Source organism: Gramella jeungdoensis (assembly GCF_023805255.1).
Classification (GTDB): Bacteria; Bacteroidota; Bacteroidia; order Flavobacteriales; family Flavobacteriaceae; genus Christiangramia; species Christiangramia jeungdoensis.
The window spans coordinates 123,403-144,265 of the sequence record NZ_JAMSCK010000005.1 but is presented as its reverse complement, the minus strand read 5'-3'; the positions used below and the strand labels follow the sequence as shown (position 1 = coordinate 144,265).

Below are 20,863 nucleotides of genomic sequence, written 5' to 3'. Positions count from 1 at the left end.
TAGTACTGAATATTATTTCTTGACAGGTTTATGGTGCTCACTGGTCTTCATTTTCCATGCATCAAGCATCCAGCTTGTTTTTTCCATTTCACGAATATATGCACCAATAAGGTCTATGGTTCCTTCGTCACCCGCCTCATCGGCAGTTTTAATCACCTTTCTCATTTGCTTTAAGATTAAACTGTGATCTTCCAGTAAAATTCCAATCATTTTGCTGTCAGAAATATCAGAAGGAGATTCCTTCAAATTGGAATCTTTTAAATACTCACTAAGATTGCTGGTTGGTTGAAACCTTAAGGTGAGAATTCTTTCAGCTATTTCATCAACCTTTATTTTGGCATCCTCATAAAGCTCTTCAAATTTTTCATGTAGGTCGAAGAAATTCTTGCCTATAATATTCCAGTGAAAGTTCCTCAATTTTTGATAGTACAAATGATAATCAGCTAAAAGGACATTCAGTTCTTCAACTGTTTTTTTTGTTTTATTAGAATCCAAACCTAAATAATTCATAGTTTTTAGTTATTGTTTTTTTTGTTTCAATATAAAATTACAATGATTTAGTTATTTGCCCAATTCTGGCAGGGGATTTTAATAGAAGTTTAACTAGGATTCTTCTATATCGCGATGATCCTTTAGATCTAGCTTGTCCAGCATTTTTTGAGAAACCTGGCCGCTATACATTCCATAAGCATCAACCAGTACACCTTTTCTATTATTGGTAGTGGTTATCGCATATAGTATGGCATTATCATCGGGATCACTCATTCCTTCAAACCGAAGAACCTTATCTACCTCAAATTCTTCCACACCAAAGGTTTCGTTTTTAGATTTTAACTCAATTTGTTCATCGAGCAGGTTAAAGTCGTGCTCATAACCTTCTTCGAGTTTCAATTTGTTGATAGCTTGAGATAATGTACCGTAATCTTTCATTTTTTTGAATTTTAATTCAAATTTAAATTACAGTGAAAGGCCCATTTTAGCAAATACTCCGGGCTGTTTAGGATAAGTTTAACTCGGTTTGGAAACCTAATTCTTAAGATTATTTTTGCTTTTTATTAGAACTGAAAATACTCAGCGGGAAGATGATCAATAAAAAGAAATACCACCCTGTTATTATCCCTATTATGGTTACAATCGCTGCAATGATATAGAACCAGTATGATTTGGGTATTTTCATAACATTGCTAATATTAAAATTATTACCAATAGATACAAAAGCCAGTAAGGCTTAAGTTTTAGAGGCTCTTTACCAAATAGAAGTTTCGTTACTTGAAAGTAAAAGTGTCTGTTCTTTGCTATATGGTTATATGCATGATCGCTTAATGATCTAAACCATGAATATTTGGAATACCATAGATGCCATTTATTATTGCCGGCATGCCATAAACTTCTGTATGCGGAATCGGGTCCGCTGTAAATTTTCCCATCAGTTTCAATAAGCCTGCTCGCTTTTTTAAATTCTTTCAATGGGATATCAGGAAAATTCTCAGCATAATCCTGGTAAGTTTTGAATTGCAGTAAACCTTCCGTCTTCCTTTCCCAACGGCTTTTCCAGAATTTGCAGAAACCGCATTTTCCATCCCAGACCATTACATTGAAGGCTGGTGGATGGGATGTTTTCTCAAACTTTTTGAACATACATGCTATATTTGCTTACTACACTATCTATGAATAGAGGTTTTCTTAAATCCAAAATTAACTTTTTAGTTGTGGTATTTGAGTATTTTTTTAACCTTTATACACTAATATGCTATGGGCCTATGAAAAGTAAAATAACCTTAAAGGAACTTGCAAAACTGCTTAATGTTTCCGTTTCTACTGTCTCTAAGGCCCTTAATGATTCTCCTGAGATAAGCCCGAAAACTGCAGAACGGGTAAAAGAACTAGCCCGTTTACATAATTATAAACCTAATCCTGTTGCGGTTAACCTTAAAAAAAGTAAAACCGGAACAATAGGGGTGGTAATTCCGAATATTTCCAATAGTTTTTTTGCCCGTGTACTTTCAGGGATGGAGGCCGAAGCGCAGAAACATGATCAGCAGGTGATCACCTATATATCGAATGAATCACTGGAAAGGGAAAAGCAGATCTGCGATATGCTCACCTCTGGTTTCGTAGATGGAGTTTTGATAGCCGTATCTGAAGAAACCCAGAAAAAACAGGAGTATGATCATTTGTTCTCCCTGGTGGACTATGATATTCCAGTGGTTGTATATGACAGGATAAACATTGACCTTCCAGCCGACAAGATTGGAGTGGATGACGAGAACAGCTTTTTTGATGCTGCCAATTTTTTCAGATCCCGAGGGGTTGAGAAGATAGGCCTTGCGTCCGCAATTCATCATGTTGGAATCGGAAAACTGAGAATCAGGGGTTATGAAAAAGCTCTGGAAGACACCCATCATTACCTGGCAAAAAGCTCAAAGCCTGCAGACCTAAGAAAAAAAATAAAATCCCTTTTCACTAAAGATAAAGTAGAAGCTCTTCTCTGTACCGATTTTGAAAGCACGATCATGGCAACCCGAATAGCCTATGAAGAGAAAATCAAAGTTCCTGAAGATCTTAAAATAATCGGTTATATAAGCAAGGAAGTGGCTGAGTTCCTAACACCGTCTTTAAGTTATATAGAGCAACATCCTCAGGAAGTCGGCTCCAGGGCCGTAGATCTGCTAAACAACCGACTAGAAGGAGTTTATGAGCCGGGAAAATTCCGGGAAGAGATCATTACCACCAGCCTGGTGCATTTGGAATCGACGAGGTTTTGAATGAAAGATTGATAATCCAACTAATTTGGGAGATATAGAGAGATTTTCTAACCTGAATTTAATTAAGAGCAGATTCCTCGTTTTTCTGATCTTTCTATTAGCAACCGCTTATTTCTTTTCCGTTATTTTTTTTGGCCTTGATTTTACAGATGGCTTTTATCATCTTAATCAGGCTATTCATAATTCTAATGACTGGTCCCAGCATAAATTTTTTTTAAGCTCAGTATTAATTAAACAGTGGATAGAATTTTTTGGGAAGAATTTGCTGGTGATACGCTTTTTTAATGCTCTTCTTATTTATTTATCAGCTTTAATTCCCGTTATTTCCCTGAAACACAGGGCAAGTCGGAGAGAGTTGCTTTTTGTATTATCGATTGTACTGGTGATAATTACACCTCTAAATGCTAATGTTTTAGGTTTTGATACTTTCACACTTTTTATAACCAGTATTATTTTCACCTCGTTCATCACCTTTATGAGAGAGATGACTCCCGTTAAGCTTAGTCTTCTGGCCCTTCTCTGTGCCATAGCTGTATTTATAAGACTTCCGAATATTATTTTAGTAATATTAATACCGATAATTCTTCTAATTGATAAGCTCTTAACGGGGAGAGGCTTTAAGATTTATGTAAAAAGATCATTGATATTCTTCATTCTATCATTAGGTTTTATCGCAGGGGGATATCTTCTAATGTTTTCTTCTGAGCCGAATTTTGGAGAGAGCTTTATAACGAATGGTAAATACCATAATATAAGACTGCTCATATTGAATTATTTTATGGATGGTCTTACTCTGTTATTCTACTCTACGGTAATTTTTCTTTGTTATCTTTTAATTAAAAGAAAGGGAAAAAACAAGTATGTTCCTATGCTTGTAATTATCTTCCTGATTCTTTTTCTAAGTGCTTTTATAATTCATACCAAATATTCCAGATCTTATTCCCTGTTTCTAACATCGTTGGGCTTAGTGTATAGTGTTTTTCAGTTTTTTGATCTGAAGGCTGGCAATCGTTACAGAATAATGTTGGTTACCTTTATGCTTTTTCTTTTTGTGAATCCGTTCGGGTCAAATACAGGCTTGTTGAAATCATCTTTTTTATTTGTTCTATTTCCCGTTATCCTGGTAAATGGGGGGGTAAATTCAAGAAAGATAATTATTACGCTATTGTTGATTATCGTGCCATTCTCCTTTATTGAAAAAATAAATGCGGTCTATGAGGATGGTAGGTTATATCAATTAGGGCAAACACCTGGCCATGAGTTACTCCACCCAATCAGGACTACACAGTCAAGAAAGCTGTTTTTAGATAAGGTAGATAAAGAAGTTGATCACCTAAAGAATGAAGGGATTCAGGTTTATTTTTATGGGAATAAAAGTCAAATCTTATCCTATCTGTATCCAGGGTCAGCTTTGGATTCCACATCATTCTTTCAAACAAGTGACTCTTTATTAAATTCCGATTTTCTCCAGCAAAAAATTGAGGGCTTTGATAAGGCTGCCATATTTTTCATTGATAATTATCCCGATAGGATTCAAAATTCTACATTACAAATAGATCAATTCTTTAAAGAAAGTGGATATGCTAAAATTAAAAAAAAGGGAGTTATATATTTTTCCAAGTAATATTGATATTACCGTTCACGTTTTTTGAATTGAAGAATAAAGAATTATATCTCTATATTCGCGATAAAGAAAAATATTAAAGTCTAGATTCTTTACTAATATTATTTAATCCCTGTGCTCAAAGCAAGAAGAATGAATATACTTATAACCGGCGGTGCGGGCTTTATTGGTTCACATGTAGTTCGGTATTTTGTAAAAAATTATCCGACCTATAAAATTTTTAATCTGGATGCTTTAACCTATGCGGGTAACCTTGAAAATTTAAGGGATATTGAAGACAGTCCAAATTATGAGTTTTTACGCGGTGATATTACTCACGAAAGTTTTATCAAAAAACTTTTCGAAGATCATAGATTTGATGGTGTAATACATTTGGCGGCTGAATCACATGTGGACCGTTCAATAGCCGATCCTTTGGCGTTTGTAAAAACCAATATTATGGGGACCTTAAATTTGCTGAACGCAGCAAGGGACCAATGGAAGGAGGCCAGGGCAAATAAGAGATTTTATCATATCAGCACAGACGAAGTTTATGGTACTCTGGGGGAAAAGGGGCTATTTACTGAAGAAACTGCCTATTCTCCCAACTCTCCTTATTCTGCATCCAAAGCAAGTTCAGATCATTTTGTGAGGGCTTATGGTGAAACCTATGGCCTTCCTTATGCTATTTCCAATTGCTCTAATAACTATGGACCAAATCAGTTTCCAGAAAAGTTGATCCCACTTTTCATTAATAATATAATTGAAAAAGATCTGCTTCCTGTATATGGGGACGGGAACTATACCAGGGACTGGTTATATGTTATTGATCACGCACGAGCCATAGATCTTATTTTTCATAAAGGAACCTCCGGTGAAACCTATATTGTAGGAGGTTTTAATGAATGGAAAAATATAGAACTGGTTAAGTTGCTATGTGAATTGATGGATAAAAAACTTCAAAGAGAACCGGGAACTTCAGGAAACCTGATAAACTTTGTCAAGGATAGGCCAGGTCATGATAAACGTTATGCCATAGATGCTTCTAAGATAGAAAGAGAACTAGGATGGCAACCTTCGGTTACTTTTGAAGAAGGGCTTGATAAGACCATTGACTGGTACCTGGATAATCAGAAATGGTTATCGAATATTACCAGTGGGGCATATCGTGACTATTACAAGAAACAATATGAATAGGGTTAAAACCAGTTTCGGGGATTAAGTTTTATTCTCTTCTTATTGTTTTTATGTAAGGTTTTTAGTTGGTTTTCATAATTCAGAGTTGTCCCATACTTAGGCCTTCTTATTGCTTCCCTGAGATTTTGATTAAAAATCATTTCCAAAAACTCAATGACTTTTTGTTTGGAAAGGTTTTCAGGAATTTGATCCTGTGCAAATGGCTTTTCATTCAGCATCGCACTATATTTTTCATTATTCTTATCCAGCTCTTTTATCCTTTGTACAACCTCTTCCAGGGAGTTATAGCGGTGACAGTTTATAAAAGCCCTGGAATTAAAATCTTTTTCGACTAATGGATCTCCCCAATATATTGGTATACTGTTCGCTAAAAAGGCGTGCATCAGTTTTTCGGTCGTATATCCTGGAGAAGAAGAGTTCTCAAATGCTATGGTAAATTTACATTGTGATTGAAAGTCCAGTTTGGAGAACATCCAAGCGGGATCGTTTCTTTTGCCTATATCGATATTGGAATTATTGAGATGCTTGCCTGGGGAGGTAATGGGTTTGTATTCATTCAGCATAAAATAAAAACGATCTCTTATAGGGTTGGCTTTATTATTAGAATAAATAAAATTACAGAAGTATTTCTTTTCCGGCACATGTCTATCATTATCGATCAATTTATTGAATTGTCCCTCAAAAAGAGCAAAATTGGGAAATCTAAGATACCTGTCTCCAAAATCCAGGTAGTCGAATCCAATGGCATAGTCGCATAAATTGAAATCAGGCCTTAGATTTTCCCCTGTATAAAAAATACGAACGCAATCATATTTAAGAAAATCAAGCCCATAACATGAATAAATTAAGAAATCAGGATTTTGATCATCGAATATGATTTCAAACTTCTTGGATAAGAGCTTAATAAATGGATTCTCCTTGGGATTAAAACCCGGATAGAAATCTGAAAACCATATACGGATCTTCTTCATGAACAGTTATTTAAAAATTTTCAACTATAGATATTACTGACCGGTATTCAATTTACCATAGCACCCAGCTGTCATGGTCAATCCCTGTACATTTTTCTTCTCCTATTCGCATTCCCATGTACATTCCGGGATTTGAACTAAAAGTACCTATAAAATGTGAGGATTGTGCACAAATATCAATACTGGCAAACAATTTTAATTGGAGAAGACGTTTTCTGGAACAATCCAGCATTTTGAAATCTGAATGAATATACCCTTTCTCGTTTTTCTCACATAGTGAACAGAACCACCATTCAGGATAATCTTTTTCCAAATTTTCGATTATCCTATAATCATCGGTTAAAATGAATGCTTCCCGGATATTGGTTATTTTAGAAGCAATTTTAATGTAATTATGAATATGGAAAATATCCGTTTCATTTGATTTGTCTCCAGCTCTTATGTGCATACTTAAATAATCTTCTGGCAAGAAAATACTGTTCTTATATTGATCAACAAATTCCTTGCTTTCTTGATTATAGTGCCAAATCATTTTAATAATCACCTTAGAAGCGTCTAAAAGGTTAGCTTCTTCTATTTCCAATTCTGGGATATTAAATTTTTTTTGAGCGAAATCCTTGTTCCTTATGGAATTCCAGATATCCTGGGTTAGATAAGTATCCCCGCTTATAACTTTTAGAATTTTAGGAGGCAGCTTTCTTTGATTCTGAATCTGGTATGCTCGCCTATTATATCGATAATGAAGAAAAGAAGTCTTTTCTTCGCAGAAAGGTTCAAAAAAGTCACGCCATCCATGTTCAACTGAAAAATTAGCTTTTTTGGAATATAGTCTGAACCTGATTTTGTTTTCCAAACAATAAAGAATCGCAAAGACCATATTGTTGAATTCTGAAAAGAAACCCGCATCAGCTCCAATATTAAAGGTCAAAGTCTTAGTGAAAGAGTTATTGAGTCTGGTATAGTTTCGTAATAATATCTTTTTATTCATTAGTACGGCTGGTTCAAAATAGCAAAGTGTTTTCAAAAATATAAAATGTTGTTCATAAGGAAATTTTTAATTCACCGGAGCAGTGGTAAAGATTGGTATTTAAAATTTAATATCTTCGTTTAGCAATAAAATCATCATTTGGTTATAATTACTCAATGTCTTTAAAGAAGAAAGCTGCTACAAGTCTCGTTTGGACGTTTACCCAGCAATTTGGGAATCAGGTCATTGGATTTGTGGTTTCCCTGGTTTTGGCCAGAATCCTGCTCCCTGAAGAGTTTGGATTGATAGGTATGATTGCAGTGGTAGTGTCTGTTGGGGGTGCTCTTCTGGAAGGTGGTACAACTAATTCTTTAATAAGGGATACAGACTGTAATCAAACTGATTATTCTACAATTTTTTTTTTTCAGGTAAGTGCCAGTGTCGTTATTTATGGAATAATATATTTACTGGCGCCCTTGGTGTCGTCGTTTTATGAAGAACCGTTGTTGACCTCAATTCTGAGGATTTATAGTATTTCTCTTATCATTAATGCGTTATCTTCAGTCCAATTCGCCCGTTTAACCAAGGTGATGAACTTTAAAACCCAGACGATTATAGCTATTCCCTCTGCTATAATTGGTGGGATAATTGGAGTCTGGATGGCGATGAATGGTTATGGAGTTTGGAGTCTGGTTTGGAGTAATTTGTTCTTATCTCTTGCAAACACCGCCCAAATATGGATTTACTCAAAATGGTTTCCAATTTTTAAGTTTGATCCTAAAAAATTAGGCAAGCATCTTAATTTTGGATATAAATTAATATTATCAGACTTGCTTAACAGGATCTTTAATAACATATTTTTAATAGCAATTGGTAAAAGTTTTTCAGCTGCACAGGTCGGGTTCTATACACGTGCTGAAACAATGAATCAACTCCCTGTGAAAAATATATCCAAAGCCCTTGGTAAGGTTACATTTCCGTTGTTCGTGAAAATCCAGAGAGATGACAAACGTTTGAGAGTGGTTTATAGTAAGTTGATGAAAATGGTAATTTTTATTATTGCACCTGTCTTAATTTTTTTGGCTTTTCTGGCTGAACCAATTTTCAGGTTTCTTTTTACCGAAAAGTGGTTGCCAGCTGTTCCTTATTTTCAGGTACTTTGCGTTACCGGGATAATGTTCCCATTACATTCTTATAATCTTGATGTTTTAAATGTTAAGGGTAGAAGTGATTTGTTCTTAAAACTTGAGATAGTAAAGAAAATATTAATTCTAATTACTCTGCTTGTAACCTTGCCTTTTGGCATTATGGCTTTACTTTATAGCCAGGTATTTGTCTCGTTAATGGCATTTTTTATCAATGCTCACTATACTGGAAAATATATAGACTATACGGCTTTACAACAACTTAGAGACGTGATCCCCATTATCTTATTAGCGGCTATTAGTGGATTGGTAATTTCATTGGAGGATAGATTTATTTTAGGAAACTTGATAGATCTATATAGGATTGTTATTGGAGGGGTGTCAGGGGTGCTTTTTTATCTCTTGTCAGCAAAGCTTTTAAAAATGAAATCTTATAATGAAATCATTAACTTAATAAAGAATAGATGATTAATGTGACCAAGACATTTCTTCCTCCCAAAGAGGAATACGACCGGATTTTGGAAGAAATATGGCATTCTAACCAGATTGCAAATGGAGGGAAGTTGCATTTGGAACTGAGAAAGAAATTGAAAGAAAGATTAGAAGTTGATAATATAATTCTTACTGCAAATGGGACATTGCCTTTACAAATAGCGCTTAACCTGTTAGGCAATGAAGGAGAGATAATCACTACTCCTTTTAGTTATGTAGCTACCACTTCAAGCATAGTCTGGGAAAAATGTACGCCTGTTTTTGTAGATATTGATCCTGACTATTTATCTATCGATGAAAGGAAAATTGAAGATGTTATTACCCCGCGCACGACTCTCATTCTGGCTACACATGTTTTTGGGAACCCATGTAATGTTGAAGCTATAGAGAAAATCGCCAGAAAACATTCTTTAAAAGTGATCTATGATGCCGCACACTGTTTTGGGGTTAAATATAAAAAACGATCCATTTTTAATTATGGGAATTTAAGTACCTGTAGTTTTCATGCCACAAAACTCTTCCATACGGGTGAGGGAGGGGCCATTATTACAGAAAACAGGTCATTGCATGAACAGTTGTTTTATCGGCATAACTTTGGTCATGAGGGAGAGCTGGCCTATCATGGTCTAGGAATTAATGCAAAAATGAGCGAATTGCAAGCAGGTATGGGATTAGCGGTGTTACCTTATATAGATACCATTAAAACTAATCTCGAGCAGATTTCGAATTGGTATGACACCTACTTAAATGTCCATGGATATAGAAAACTTGCTATTAGGGAATTTACTGAATGGAACTATTCCTATTATCCGGTAATCTTTGAAAGCGACAAGTTGTTATTTAAGGTTCAAAAAAAATTAAATGAGCACGGGGTTTTTCCCAGAAGATATTTTTATCCCTCGCTTAATAAATTGCCTTATGTGACCGCAGGACCAATGGCAATTTCGGAAAGCATAGCAGAACGAATATTGTGCTTACCTTTAGCTTTTGATCTGAAGGAAAAGGAGGTAGTAAAAATTTCCAAAATAATTAATAGCAGTATTTGATGAGAAATTAAAGAAAGGAAATTTTCTTTGTTTGGGATGGTTAAATTCAGGACAAGAATTGTTTTATTGAATTAAATATAATTTGGGAGGGATTAATGGACCGGCGCATAAATTTAAAAGATAAATTTTCTGTTCAATAACCATCTCAATTAATTCGATAGTTTTGGCAATTCTTTAAGATTGTCTTGAACAATTCTTAATTGAGATATTTTATATTTGCCCACTGCAAAATGTTAAAGTTATAAATCTTGATTACTGAATCTCAAAAAGAAACGATTTCCTCTTCTAAAATATTAGTTACAGGAGGAGGAGGATTTATTGGTTCAAATCTTTGTGAAACTTTATTAGAGTTAAATGCATCTGTCGTTTGTCTTGATAATTTTTCCACAGGTCACAAAAAAAATTTAGAAGCCATTAACGATCATTCAAAATTTGAATTGATCGAAGGTGACATCAGGAATTTAGAGACATGTAAAAAAGCCTGTGATGGGGTGGATTATATTTTACATGAAGCAGCATTGGGATCTGTTCCAAGGTCTATTAATGATCCAATCACCAGCAATGAAGTAAATGTTTCCGGTTTTTTAAATATGTTAGTTGCCGGTAGGGACGCAGGTGTGAAAAGGTTTGTGTATGCTGCCAGTTCCTCAACTTATGGTGACTCTGAAAAACTTCCTAAAATTGAAGATGAAATAGGAAAACCTCTTTCTCCATATGCGATCACAAAATATGTAAATGAATTGTATGCTGATATATTTCATAAATCATATGGTTTAGATACTATAGGTCTACGATACTTTAATGTTTTTGGAAGAAAACAAGATCCAAACGGAGCTTATGCCGCCGTTATTCCAAAATTTGTAATGCAATTTATGGAGCATAAAAGCCCGATCATAAATGGAGATGGCACTTATTCCAGGGACTTTACTTATATAGATAATGTAATTCAAATGAATTTATTGTCAATTACCACCCAGAATAAGGATGCAGTTAATCAGATTTATAATACTGCCGTAGGAGATAGAACAAATTTGGTGGAGCTGACCCAGCTTTTAAAGAAGCATCTATCAGAATATGATTCAACTATAGCCGATATAAAAGTAGAACATGGTCCTAATAGGCCTGGAGATATACCTCATTCATTAGCTTCAATTGAGAAAGCCGAGACACTTCTGGGCTATAAGCCCGAATTCAAAATAGATGTAGGCTTGAAAGAAGCTGTCAAGTGGTATTGGCATAATTTAAAATAAACAAATTGGTAATTATTAATGGAAAAGAATACTAAAATAGCCGTCATAGGGCTTGGTTATGTGGGTCTTCCCCTGGCCCGCTTATTTGCAACAAAATTTTCCGTTGTTGGTTTTGATATTAATGAGAAGAGAATAGAGGAATTGAGAAATGGAGTAGATTCAACTTTAGAGGTGGATAACGACCTTTTAAAATCCGCATTAGTAAAAGAACCTACTGAAAAGAAAGGACTCTTTTGTTCAGCCGACCTGAAGGATATAAAAAATTGCAATTACTATATAATCACAGTTCCTACACCTGTTGATAAAAATAACCGCCCAGATTTAACACCTTTATATAAAAGCAGCGATACAGTCGCGAAAGTATTGAAGAAAGGGGATGTGGTAATTTATGAGTCTACTGTATATCCGGGAGTCACTGAAGATGAATGTGTGCCAGTTCTTGAAAGAGTTAGCGGATTAAAGTTTAATAAGGATTTTTATGTAGGTTATTCACCCGAAAGGATTAACCCAGGAGATAAGGAACACACTGTTGAAAAAATTCTTAAGGTAACGGCAGGTTCCACTCCTGAAATAGGCGGAAAAGTAAATGATCTATATGCTTCGGTAATAACTGCTGGAACTCATCTAGCACCTACCATCAAAGTAGCTGAAGCGGCAAAGGTTATTGAAAACTCACAGAGGGATATCAATATTGCCTTTGTCAATGAACTGGCAAAAATATTCAATATGATGAATATTGATACGCAGGCAGTTCTTGAAGCTGCAGGAACAAAGTGGAATTTCCTTCCGTTCAGGCCAGGCCTGGTTGGGGGGCATTGCATAGGGGTGGATCCTTATTACCTTGCGCAAAAGGCTCAAGAGATAGGATATCATCCTGAGATTATACTTGCCGGACGAAGAATGAATGATAGTATGGGGCAGTATGTCGCAAGTGAAGTAGTGAAGTTAATGCTGCAAAATGACCAGAAAGTAAAAGGAGCTGAAATTTTAGTTTTAGGTATAACATTTAAGGAAAACTGTCCTGATGTGAGAAATACCAAGGTGGTAGATGTGATTAAGAACCTTAAGGAATATGGCACCAATGTTACTGTTTTTGACCCACTGGCTAATCCGGAAGAGGTTAAACATGAATATGACCTTAAGACAGTTAAGGAACTTCCACAGAAAAAATTTGATGCAGTAGTTCTGGCAGTTGCTCATAAAGAGTTTTTGACTTTAAATTTTGATCAATTGAAAAATGGTCAAACTGTAATCTATGATGTCAAAGGCGTATTAGGTGATAAATGTGATGGGAAATTATAAAATAAATATTGCTTAGGGCTTGTTGCTTTAAATAAAAGCTTATTAATGAAAATAAAGAATATTTGTTGTATCGGGGCAGGATATGTAGGTGGACCTACCATGGCCGTAATTGCTCAGAAATGCCCTGAAATAAATGTTACAGTAGTAGATATAAACGAAAAAAGGATAGCCGCCTGGAATGATAAGGATGTAGAGAATATTCCAATCTATGAACCGGGATTATCCAAGATAGTAGCTGAGGCTAGGGGAAGAAACCTATTCTTTTCTACAGATATTGATTCAGCCATAGATAAGGCTGATATGATCTTTATTTCTGTGAACACCCCAACCAAAACCTATGGAATTGGTAAAGGTATGGCCGCTGATTTAAAGTATATTGAATTGTGTGCAAGGCAAATAGCGAGGGTGTCCAAAAGTGATAAAATCGTTGTAGAAAAATCAACACTTCCCGTGCGGACCGCTGAGGCTCTTAAAAATATTCTTGATAATACAGGCAATGGAGTAAATTACCAGATCCTTTCTAATCCTGAGTTTCTGGCTGAAGGCACAGCAGTAGACGATCTGCTGTCTCCAGACAGGGTTTTGATAGGGGGTGATATTGATACTAAAAAGGGTAAGGAAGCAGTTCAGGCTCTTGTGGATGTATATACGCATTGGGTACCTAATGAAAGAATCCTAACTACAAATGTATGGTCCTCTGAGCTTTCAAAACTTACGGCAAATGCGTTTCTTGCCCAACGAGTATCCAGTATTAATGCGATGTCTGAACTCTGCGAAAAGACCGGGGCTGATGTTAATGAAGTGGCCCGAGCTGTCGGGATGGATTCCAGGATAGGACCAAAATTTCTGAAATCCTCTGTTGGATTTGGAGGATCCTGCTTTCAGAAAGATATCCTAAACCTTGTTTATATAGCCAAATCCTTTGGTTTATATGAGGTTGCTGATTACTGGGAACAGGTAATAATTATGAACGATCATCAAAAGAGAAGGTTTGCTGCGAATATTGTTAAAACTTTATTCAATACCGTTTCCGGTAAGAAGATAGCTTTCTTAGGTTGGGCATTCAAGAAAGATACTAATGACACGCGTGAATCTGCTTCAATTTATGTTGCAGATTACCTTTTGAATGAACAGGCAGAAATTGTGATCTACGATCCAAAGGTGAAGGAGGAGCAGATATATGCAGATCTTGATTATTTGAATTCAAGAACCGAGGAAGAAAACAGGAAGAGGGTGAGCGTAGTAAAGGATCCTTATGAGGCTGGAAAAGAGGCACATGCCATTGCGGTTTTGACGGAATGGGATGAATTTAGAACCTTAGACTGGAAGAAATTATATGAAGATATGCTAAAACCGGCTTTTCTTTTTGATGGACGCAGGTTACTTGATAGAAAAACCAAAGAAGATATTGGTTTTGATTTTTACGCAATCGGATCATAAAAAAAGATTATATGGATAAGAGATTGGTGACGGCTATTAGAGCTTCTATTGAAGCAGGATATGCAATAATGGAGGTGTATGATTCAGCTGATTTTAATATTGAACAGAAAGATGATGATTCTCCCTTAACAGCAGCGGATATAAGGTCAAATTCTGTTATTAACCAATATCTTAATTCTACAGGAATACCAATTATTAGTGAAGAAAACAGACAATTGGAATATGAGGAACGAAAGTCCTGGGACCTCTGTTGGATAGTAGATCCCCTGGACGGAACGAAAGAGTTTATAAAGAGAAATGGGGAGTTCACAGTGAATATCGCATTAATAGAAAATTCTTTCCCATTATTAGGAGTGATTTTTGTTCCAGCTAAAAATATCATTTATTATGCTGATGGAAATATTGCCTGGAAGCAAGTCTTGATCCAAACTGATTCGGGTGCCTTTGATCATTCTAAATCAGTAAAAATATCTCCTCAAAAAGAGAATGGAAAAATAAGAGTAGTAGGCAGTAGATCTCATATGAATGAGGATACGGAAAGTTATATTGCCAACCTAAAGGAGAATTATAATCAGGAAATAGAAGTGGTTTCCCGGGGAAGTTCGCTGAAATTCTGCCTTGTAGCTGAAGGAGAGGCTGATGTCTATCCACGTTTTGCGCCTACTATGGAGTGGGATACCGCTGCCGGACATGCAATTTGTAATTCAGTGGGGCTTAGTGTAATTGATAAAAAAACTGGGGAAGAAATGAAATATAACCGCACCCATCTCTTAAATAATCATTTCTTAGTTTCAGCAATTGGCTAAATCGTATAAGCGACATATCGCCAAGACTATTACCTGGAGAACAGTTGGTACTGTGGATACAATATTATTGTCCTGGTTGATTACCGGAAATGCTTATACCGGTTTGAAAATTGGCTTTTCCGAAGTTATAACTAAGATGATTTTATACTTTGTTCATGAAAGAATCTGGTTTAATATTAAAGCGGGTGTAACAAGAAATGGTGATAGCCGAAAAAGACATATAGCAAAGACAGTTACCTGGAGAATAGTGGGTACTCTGGATACTATGATGCTGGCCTGGTGGATATCCGGTAATCCTTTCACAGGTCTCAAAATTGGTCTCATTGAAGTAATTACCAAAATGGTTTTATATTACTTACACGAGAGAACATGGTATAATTTTGATTATGGTTTGCATAAAAGACGGAATAAGCAGTTGCAAAATAACAAGCTTAAAAAAGCACAAGAAGTAAGTTATAGTGATGAATAATATAATTCCTCATTCCTTTAATATAAAGAGAGAAGACCGAAAGAAACAAAAAGGTCATACCTCATTTGTAGTTTGGTTCACTGGTCTTTCAGGATCGGGTAAATCTACTCTTGCCAATATGGTGGAAAAAAGACTGTTCGACCTTGGAGTTCATACTTTTGCTTTAGATGGGGATAATGTTCGTAGCGGATTGAATAAAAATCTTGGTTTTACAAGGGAAGACCGTAAAGAAAACCTTAGACGAATAGCAGAAGTGGCAAAACTCTTTGTAAATTCAGGTAACATCGTAATTGCTTCATTTATTTCTCCCTTAAAGGCCGATCGAGATTTTATTAAAGAAATTATAGGAGAGGATGATTTTATTGAAATTTTTGTAAATACACCCCTTGAGATTTGTGAGACTAGGGATGTTAAAGGTTTGTATAAAAAAGCAAGAGCAGGAGAGATCAAAAATTTTACAGGAATAGATGCACCGTATGAACAACCCGATTCTCCTGATATTGAAGTTAGGACAGATAAGGAAGATGCGGAAGATGCAGTTGACAGAATTGTCACCTTTTTAAAAACCAATTTGGAAATTATTAAGTAATGAGTAAATATTATCTGAATTACCTTGATGAATTAGAATCTGAAGCCATTTTCATCTTACGTGAAGTATGGGCTCAGTTTGAGAATCCGGTAATATTGTTTTCCGGTGGGAAAGACTCTATTGTGGTTACTCATTTGGCTAAAAAAGCCTTTTATCCGAGCAAAATACCTTTTGCCTTAATGCATGTGGATACTGGTCACAATTTTCCCGAAACAATAAAATTCCGGGATGATTTGATCAATAATCTTGGTGTCAAATTAATTGTGGGGTCTGTTCAGGAATCCATAGATAATGGAAGGGTTGCTGAAGAAAAAGGAAAGAATGCCACCAGAAACGCTTTGCAAATCACCACACTTCTGGATGCTATTGAAGAACATAAAGTCGATTGCGCTATAGGAGGAGGAAGAAGGGATGAGGAAAAAGCAAGAGCAAAGGAAAGGTTCTTTTCTCATAGAAATGATTTTGGAGAATGGGATCCCAAAAATCAGCGCCCTGAATTATGGAACCTGTTGAACGGAAAGCACTTTGAAGGAGAGCATTTCAGGGCATTCCCTATTAGTAACTGGACTGAAATGGATGTTTGGAATTATATAAAACAAGAAAATATTAACATTCCCTCTCTTTACTTCGCCCACGAAAGACAAGTTGTTTTTAGAAATCATTCGTGGATCCCGGTATCAGAGTATTTAAAACTGGAAGAGGGAGAAAAAATCGAAAAGAAAAAGATCCGATTCAGAACCCTGGGAGATATCACGATTACAGGAGGAATTGAATCTGATGCTGACACTCTTGAAAAAATTGTGGATGAGGTTTCTATGATGAGGAAGACTGAAAGAGGTGATCGTTCTGATGACAAAAGGTCGGAAACGGCAATGGAGGATCGAAAAAGACAGGGATATTTTTAATTAATCTTTAGGCCTTAAGCCCCACTTTAGGCTAGTAGATTTTTTAATATACTCAGATATTATAAGAATTAATAATTCCCTTTACTAGGATCTGAATCCAGATATTCAACAAAAGTGAATATTGGAATTAAAAAAAAGCTTAACGCTTAACGCATAAAGCTAAAGACAAATGGAAATAAATAATAATCAATTATTAAGGTTTACAACGGCAGGAAGTGTAGATGATGGTAAAAGTACTCTTATAGGAAGACTTCTTTTTGATTCTAAATCTATATTTGAAGATCAGCTTGAATCGGTAAGCGCTACCAGTGAGAAGAAAGGACATGACGGGGTTGATCTGGCTTTATTCACAGATGGACTCAAGGATGAAAGAGAGCAGGGTATCACTATTGATGTTGCTTACAGGTATTTTACTACTCCCAAACGTAAATTTATAATTGCAGATACTCCCGGACATATTCAGTATACACGTAATATGGTGACTGGAGCTTCAACTGCAAATGCAGCGGTAATCCTTATAGATGCAAGGCATGGTGTAATCGAGCAGACTAAAAGACATTCCTTTATAGCTTCCTTATTGAACATTCCGCACCTTATTGTTTGTGTAAACAAAATGGATCTTGTAGAATATTCTGAAGAAAGATTTAATGAAATTATAGGCCAGTTTGAAGAATTTTCATCTAAGCTTCTGGTAAAGGATGTACGCTTTATTCCAATTAGTGCTCTATTGGGGGATAATGTTGTTAATAGATCTGAGAATACGGATTGGTACCAGGGAGGAACGCTTTTGAACATACTTGAAACGCTTCATATTAGTAGTGATATTAATAAGATAGATGCTAGATTTCCGGTTCAAACTGTATTAAGACCTCAGAGCGATGAACACAGAGATTACAGGGGTTATGCGGGTAGAGTCGCCAGTGGGATCTATAGAGTAGGAGATGAGGTGGCTGTATTGCCATCAGGTTTTACTTCAAGGATTACATCCATTAATAGCGGGGAGCAGCAAGTTGAGGAAGCTTATGCGCCTATGTCTATAGCCATTACTTTAGAGGATGATATTGATGTGAGCAGGGGGGATATGATCGTAAAGAAAAATAATCAGCCCGAAGGAGAACAGGAGTTTGATGTTATGCTTTGCTGGCTTCATAATGAGCCTGCCAGGCCACGTGCCAAATACACTGTAATGCACACTACTAACGAGCAAAGGGCTATGATAAAAGAGGTGGTTTATAAGATAGATATAAACTCTTATATGCGAAATTCTGAGGATAAAGATCTAAGGATGAATGATATTTCCAGGGTTAAAATAAGAACTACACACCGATTAATGTTAGACTCTTACAGGGACAATCGGAATACTGGGAGTATTATCCTAATTGATGAAAATACTAATGAAACCGTTGCGGCGGGGATGATTGTATAAAAAATGGCACGACAATTTAATAAAATATTGGTGACAGGGGGGGCAGGCTTTATCGGATCTCATGTTGTGAGATTATTGGTTAATAAATATCCCGAATATCAAATTTATAATCTGGATTCGTTAACCTATGCAGGAAACCTGGAAAACCTTAAAGATGTAGAAGGAAAAAGCAATTATCACTTTATAAAAGGAGATATAACTAATGCTGATTTTATACATAACCTGTTCGCAGATTATGGGTTTGACGCAGTAATTCATCTTGCAGCTGAGTCTCATGTAGATCGGTCTATTTCCGATCCCCTTTCTTTTGTAAGGACTAATGTAATTGGAACTATGAATTTATTAAATTCTGCTAAAAACAGTTGGGTTAGTGATTTTTCTGGAAAAGTATTCTATCATATAAGTACAGATGAAGTATATGGTACTTTAGGAGAAGAAGGTTTATTTAGAGAAGATACTCCTTATGATCCAAATTCTCCATATTCTGCTTCAAAAGCTAGTTCAGATCATTTTGTAAGGGCATATGGTGAAACTTATGGGCTGCCATATATAATTTCAAATTGTTCCAATAATTACGGACCTAATCAATTTCCAGAGAAATTAATTCCATTATTTATAAATAATATCATAAAGAAAGAAAACCTTCCCGTATATGGAGATGGAAAATATACACGGGACTGGTTATTCGTTAAAGACCATGCTGTAGCGATAGATCTTCTTTTACATAAAGGAGCCATTAAAGAAACATTTAATATTGGTGGTTTTAATGAATGGCAAAATATCGAACTGATACAACTTTTATGTTCCGTAATGGATCGGAAACTTGGAAGAAACCGGGGAGAGTCTGAAGAATTAATAACATTCGTGAAAGATAGGCCTGGGCATGATAAGCGTTATGCTATTGATGCTTCGAAAATCAATTCAGAACTAGGATGGAGGCCAAGTGTCACTTTTGAAGAAGGAATTGAAGAAACTATAGACTGGTATTTGAAAAACGAAAAGTGGTTGGTGAATGTTACAACCGGCGATTATCAGAAATATTATCTAAAACAATATAAGTAATGAAAGGAATTATTTTAGCAGGAGGTACAGGAACCAGGTTGTTTCCAATAACCATAGCTGTGAGCAAACAATTATTACCTGTTTATGATAAACCTATGATCTATTATCCTATATCTGTGCTGATGTTGGCAGGAATAAATGAAATCTTGTTTATAACGACTCCCAATGATCAGGATCTGTTTAAAAAATTATTAGGTGATGGCTCTCAGTTTGGATGCGTATTTGAATATGCCGTGCAGGAAGAGCCAAATGGTTTAGCTGAAGCTTTTACCATAGGAGCAGAATTTATAGGGAATGAAAAAGTCGCATTAATTTTAGGTGATAACATTTTCTATGGAAACGGTTTGAGTAAGCTTTTACAATCCAAAACCAATGTTAGTGGCGGAGCCATTTTTGCCTATCCTGTTACCGATCCTAACCGGTATGGAGTAGTTGAATTTGATATTAACCAAAAGGTGATTTCAATTGAGGAAAAGCCTAAAGTGCCTAAATCTAATTATGCGGTGCCTGGTCTTTACTTTTATGATAACGATGTGGTGGAGATTGCCCGAAATGTAAAACCTTCGGCCCGGGGTGAAAAGGAGATCACTTCTATTAATCAGGTATATCTGGAAAAAGGTAAATTAGAAGTTGGGGTTATGAGTCGGGGGATGACATGGTTCGATACGGGAACAGTAGAATCTCTGGATGATGCCACCGAATTTGTCCGGGTGGTACAAAGAAACCAGAGTACCATGATAGGTTGCCTCGAAGAAATTGCTTATAAAATGGGATTCATTAATACAGATCAATTTGAGAAGACCATTAATAGGTACGGAAAAGGTAAGTATGGAGAATACTTAAAAAGCTTAAAAAGACATTTATGAATTTGATAAAAACCGAATTTAAAGATTTGTTTATCTGTGAACCAAAAGTTTTCGGCGATGAAAGAGGATATTTTTATGAATCTTTTAATGATAAGGTATTTAAGGTAAAATCAGGGCTTGAAGTTAATTTTGTCCAGGATAATCAGTCTTTCTCTACATATGGGGTCCTAAGAGGACTCCACTTTCAAACTGGAGAATATGCACAGGCAAAACTGGTTAGGGTAGTGAAAGGAAAAGTACTGGATGTTGTTGTAGACCTTAGAAAAGAAGAACCCACCTTCGGGAAACATTTTTCTGTTGAACTTTCAGCTGAAAATAATCGGCAACTGTTTGTTCCAAGGGGATTTGCTCATGGATTTGTGGTTTTAAGTGAAGAATCTGAATTCCTTTATAAATGCGATAATTATTATGAGCCTTCAAGTGAATCAGGGATCATTTTTAATGATCCCGACTTAAACATAGATTGGAAAATTCCGGATAAAGATGTTAAAATTTCACCAAAGGATTCGGCTAACAAAGCCTTTCGTCATATCCTTGAAGAAATGAAGCTTAATTAAACTTA

The 20,863-nt window shown here is 35.8% G+C and carries 23 protein-coding genes; 16 read left to right on the top strand and 7 right to left on the bottom strand.

The annotated features are described in order from the left end of the window. Positions 1-12 precede the first annotated feature (12 nt). From NE848_RS14070 to NE848_RS14060, 3 genes are all read right to left on the bottom strand, one after another. Positions 13-510, bottom strand: a complete 498-nt coding sequence (locus NE848_RS14070; protein ID WP_252114718.1) for a Dps family protein — start codon at positions 508-510, stop codon at positions 13-15. A 93-nt stretch (positions 511-603) separates the two neighbouring features. Beyond that, a complete protein-coding gene (locus NE848_RS14065; RefSeq protein ID WP_252114716.1) occupies positions 604-930 on the bottom strand; it encodes a phosphoribosylpyrophosphate synthetase in 327 nt (108 codons plus the stop codon). Positions 931-1,173: 243 nt separating this feature from the next. After that, positions 1,174-1,638, bottom strand: a complete 465-nt coding sequence (locus tag NE848_RS14060; protein WP_252114714.1) for a thiol-disulfide oxidoreductase DCC family protein — start codon at positions 1,636-1,638, stop codon at positions 1,174-1,176. Between the two features lie 122 nt (positions 1,639-1,760). Between NE848_RS14060 and NE848_RS14055 the strand changes: the two genes are divergently transcribed. Next, complete coding sequence (locus tag NE848_RS14055; RefSeq protein ID WP_252114712.1) at positions 1,761-2,765, top strand: LacI family DNA-binding transcriptional regulator; 1,005 nt, start codon at positions 1,761-1,763, stop codon at positions 2,763-2,765. 297 nt (positions 2,766-3,062) lie between these two features. On the opposite strand, the gene NE848_RS14050 is transcribed toward NE848_RS14055, so the two are convergent. Together NE848_RS14050 and NE848_RS14045 are read right to left on the bottom strand one after the other, a co-directional pair. Next, entirely contained in the window at positions 3,063-3,293 is a 231-nt protein-coding gene (locus NE848_RS14050) for a hypothetical protein (protein WP_252114710.1), read from the bottom strand. 96 nt (positions 3,294-3,389) lie between these two features. Further along, on the bottom strand, positions 3,390-3,530 hold the full coding sequence (locus NE848_RS14045; RefSeq protein ID WP_165499085.1) for a hypothetical protein: 141 nt from the start codon (positions 3,528-3,530) through the stop codon (positions 3,390-3,392). Between the two features lie 316 nt (positions 3,531-3,846). Between NE848_RS14045 and NE848_RS14040 the strand changes: the two genes are divergently transcribed. Both NE848_RS14040 and rfbB (NE848_RS14035) read left to right on the top strand, forming a co-directional pair. Then, a complete protein-coding gene (locus tag NE848_RS14040) occupies positions 3,847-4,389 on the top strand; it encodes a hypothetical protein (protein ID WP_252114708.1) in 543 nt (180 codons plus the stop codon). Between the two features lie 132 nt (positions 4,390-4,521). Beyond that, positions 4,522-5,565, top strand: coding sequence for a dTDP-glucose 4,6-dehydratase (gene rfbB, locus NE848_RS14035; RefSeq protein ID WP_252114706.1), 1,044 nt, complete (start codon positions 4,522-4,524; stop codon positions 5,563-5,565). Positions 5,566-5,567: 2 nt separating this feature from the next. Here rfbB (NE848_RS14035) and NE848_RS14030 read toward each other — a convergent pair whose 3' ends face one another. After that, on the bottom strand, positions 5,568-6,536 hold the full coding sequence (locus NE848_RS14030) for a glycosyltransferase family 10 domain-containing protein (protein WP_252114704.1): 969 nt from the start codon (positions 6,534-6,536) through the stop codon (positions 5,568-5,570). A gap of 52 nt (positions 6,537-6,588) precedes the next feature. Further along, positions 6,589-7,524, bottom strand: a complete 936-nt coding sequence (locus NE848_RS14025; protein ID WP_252114702.1) for an O-fucosyltransferase family protein — start codon at positions 7,522-7,524, stop codon at positions 6,589-6,591. Positions 7,525-7,679: 155 nt separating this feature from the next. On the opposite strand from NE848_RS14025, the gene NE848_RS14020 reads away from it, so the two are divergent. From NE848_RS14020 to rfbC, 13 genes are all read left to right on the top strand, one after another. After that, complete coding sequence (locus NE848_RS14020; protein ID WP_252114700.1) at positions 7,680-9,116, top strand: lipopolysaccharide biosynthesis protein; 1,437 nt, start codon at positions 7,680-7,682, stop codon at positions 9,114-9,116. Beyond that, the gene (locus NE848_RS14015) at positions 9,113-10,186 is read left to right on the top strand and encodes a DegT/DnrJ/EryC1/StrS family aminotransferase (protein WP_252114698.1); all 1,074 of its coding nucleotides are present in this window, start codon (positions 9,113-9,115) and stop codon (positions 10,184-10,186) included. The genes NE848_RS14020 and NE848_RS14015 overlap by 4 nt, the downstream gene beginning before the upstream one ends. 251 nt (positions 10,187-10,437) lie before the next feature. Next, positions 10,438-11,436: an SDR family oxidoreductase gene (locus tag NE848_RS14010; RefSeq protein WP_423748008.1), complete on the top strand. Its 999-nt coding sequence runs from the start codon at positions 10,438-10,440 to the stop codon at positions 11,434-11,436. 18 nt (positions 11,437-11,454) lie between these two features. Beyond that, positions 11,455-12,738 carry a nucleotide sugar dehydrogenase gene (locus NE848_RS14005; protein WP_252114694.1) on the top strand — a complete coding sequence of 428 codons (1,284 nt, stop codon included), beginning with the start codon at positions 11,455-11,457 and terminating at the stop codon, positions 12,736-12,738. A 45-nt stretch (positions 12,739-12,783) separates the two neighbouring features. Further along, positions 12,784-14,178, top strand: coding sequence for a UDP-glucose 6-dehydrogenase (locus tag NE848_RS14000; RefSeq protein ID WP_252114692.1), 1,395 nt, complete (start codon positions 12,784-12,786; stop codon positions 14,176-14,178). An 11-nt stretch (positions 14,179-14,189) separates the two neighbouring features. Next, entirely contained in the window at positions 14,190-14,984 is a 795-nt protein-coding gene (cysQ, locus tag NE848_RS13995; protein ID WP_252114690.1) for a 3'(2'),5'-bisphosphate nucleotidase CysQ, read from the top strand. Then, a complete protein-coding gene (locus NE848_RS13990) occupies positions 14,977-15,453 on the top strand; it encodes a DUF2061 domain-containing protein (protein WP_252114688.1) in 477 nt (158 codons plus the stop codon). Before cysQ ends, NE848_RS13990 begins: the two co-directional genes overlap by 8 nt. Next, on the top strand, positions 15,446-16,042 hold the full coding sequence (gene cysC / locus NE848_RS13985) for an adenylyl-sulfate kinase (RefSeq protein WP_279344069.1): 597 nt from the start codon (positions 15,446-15,448) through the stop codon (positions 16,040-16,042). Before NE848_RS13990 ends, cysC begins: the two co-directional genes overlap by 8 nt. Next, positions 16,042-16,947: a sulfate adenylyltransferase subunit CysD gene (cysD, locus tag NE848_RS13980; protein ID WP_252114683.1), complete on the top strand. Its 906-nt coding sequence runs from the start codon at positions 16,042-16,044 to the stop codon at positions 16,945-16,947. The genes cysC and cysD overlap by 1 nt, the downstream gene beginning before the upstream one ends. A 169-nt stretch (positions 16,948-17,116) precedes the next feature. Beyond that, on the top strand, positions 17,117-18,373 hold the full coding sequence (locus NE848_RS13975; protein WP_252114681.1) for a sulfate adenylyltransferase subunit 1: 1,257 nt from the start codon (positions 17,117-17,119) through the stop codon (positions 18,371-18,373). Positions 18,374-18,376: 3 nt separating this feature from the next. After that, complete coding sequence (gene rfbB / locus NE848_RS13970) at positions 18,377-19,435, top strand: dTDP-glucose 4,6-dehydratase (protein WP_252114679.1); 1,059 nt, start codon at positions 18,377-18,379, stop codon at positions 19,433-19,435. Next, complete coding sequence (rfbA, locus tag NE848_RS13965) at positions 19,435-20,301, top strand: glucose-1-phosphate thymidylyltransferase RfbA (protein WP_252114677.1); 867 nt, start codon at positions 19,435-19,437, stop codon at positions 20,299-20,301. The genes rfbB (NE848_RS13970) and rfbA overlap by 1 nt, the downstream gene beginning before the upstream one ends. After that, positions 20,298-20,858 (top strand): dTDP-4-dehydrorhamnose 3,5-epimerase, encoded by a 561-nt coding sequence (rfbC, locus tag NE848_RS13960; protein WP_252114675.1) that lies wholly within the window; start codon positions 20,298-20,300, stop codon positions 20,856-20,858. The genes rfbA and rfbC overlap by 4 nt, the downstream gene beginning before the upstream one ends. The last annotated feature ends 5 nt before the right edge of the window (positions 20,859-20,863 follow it).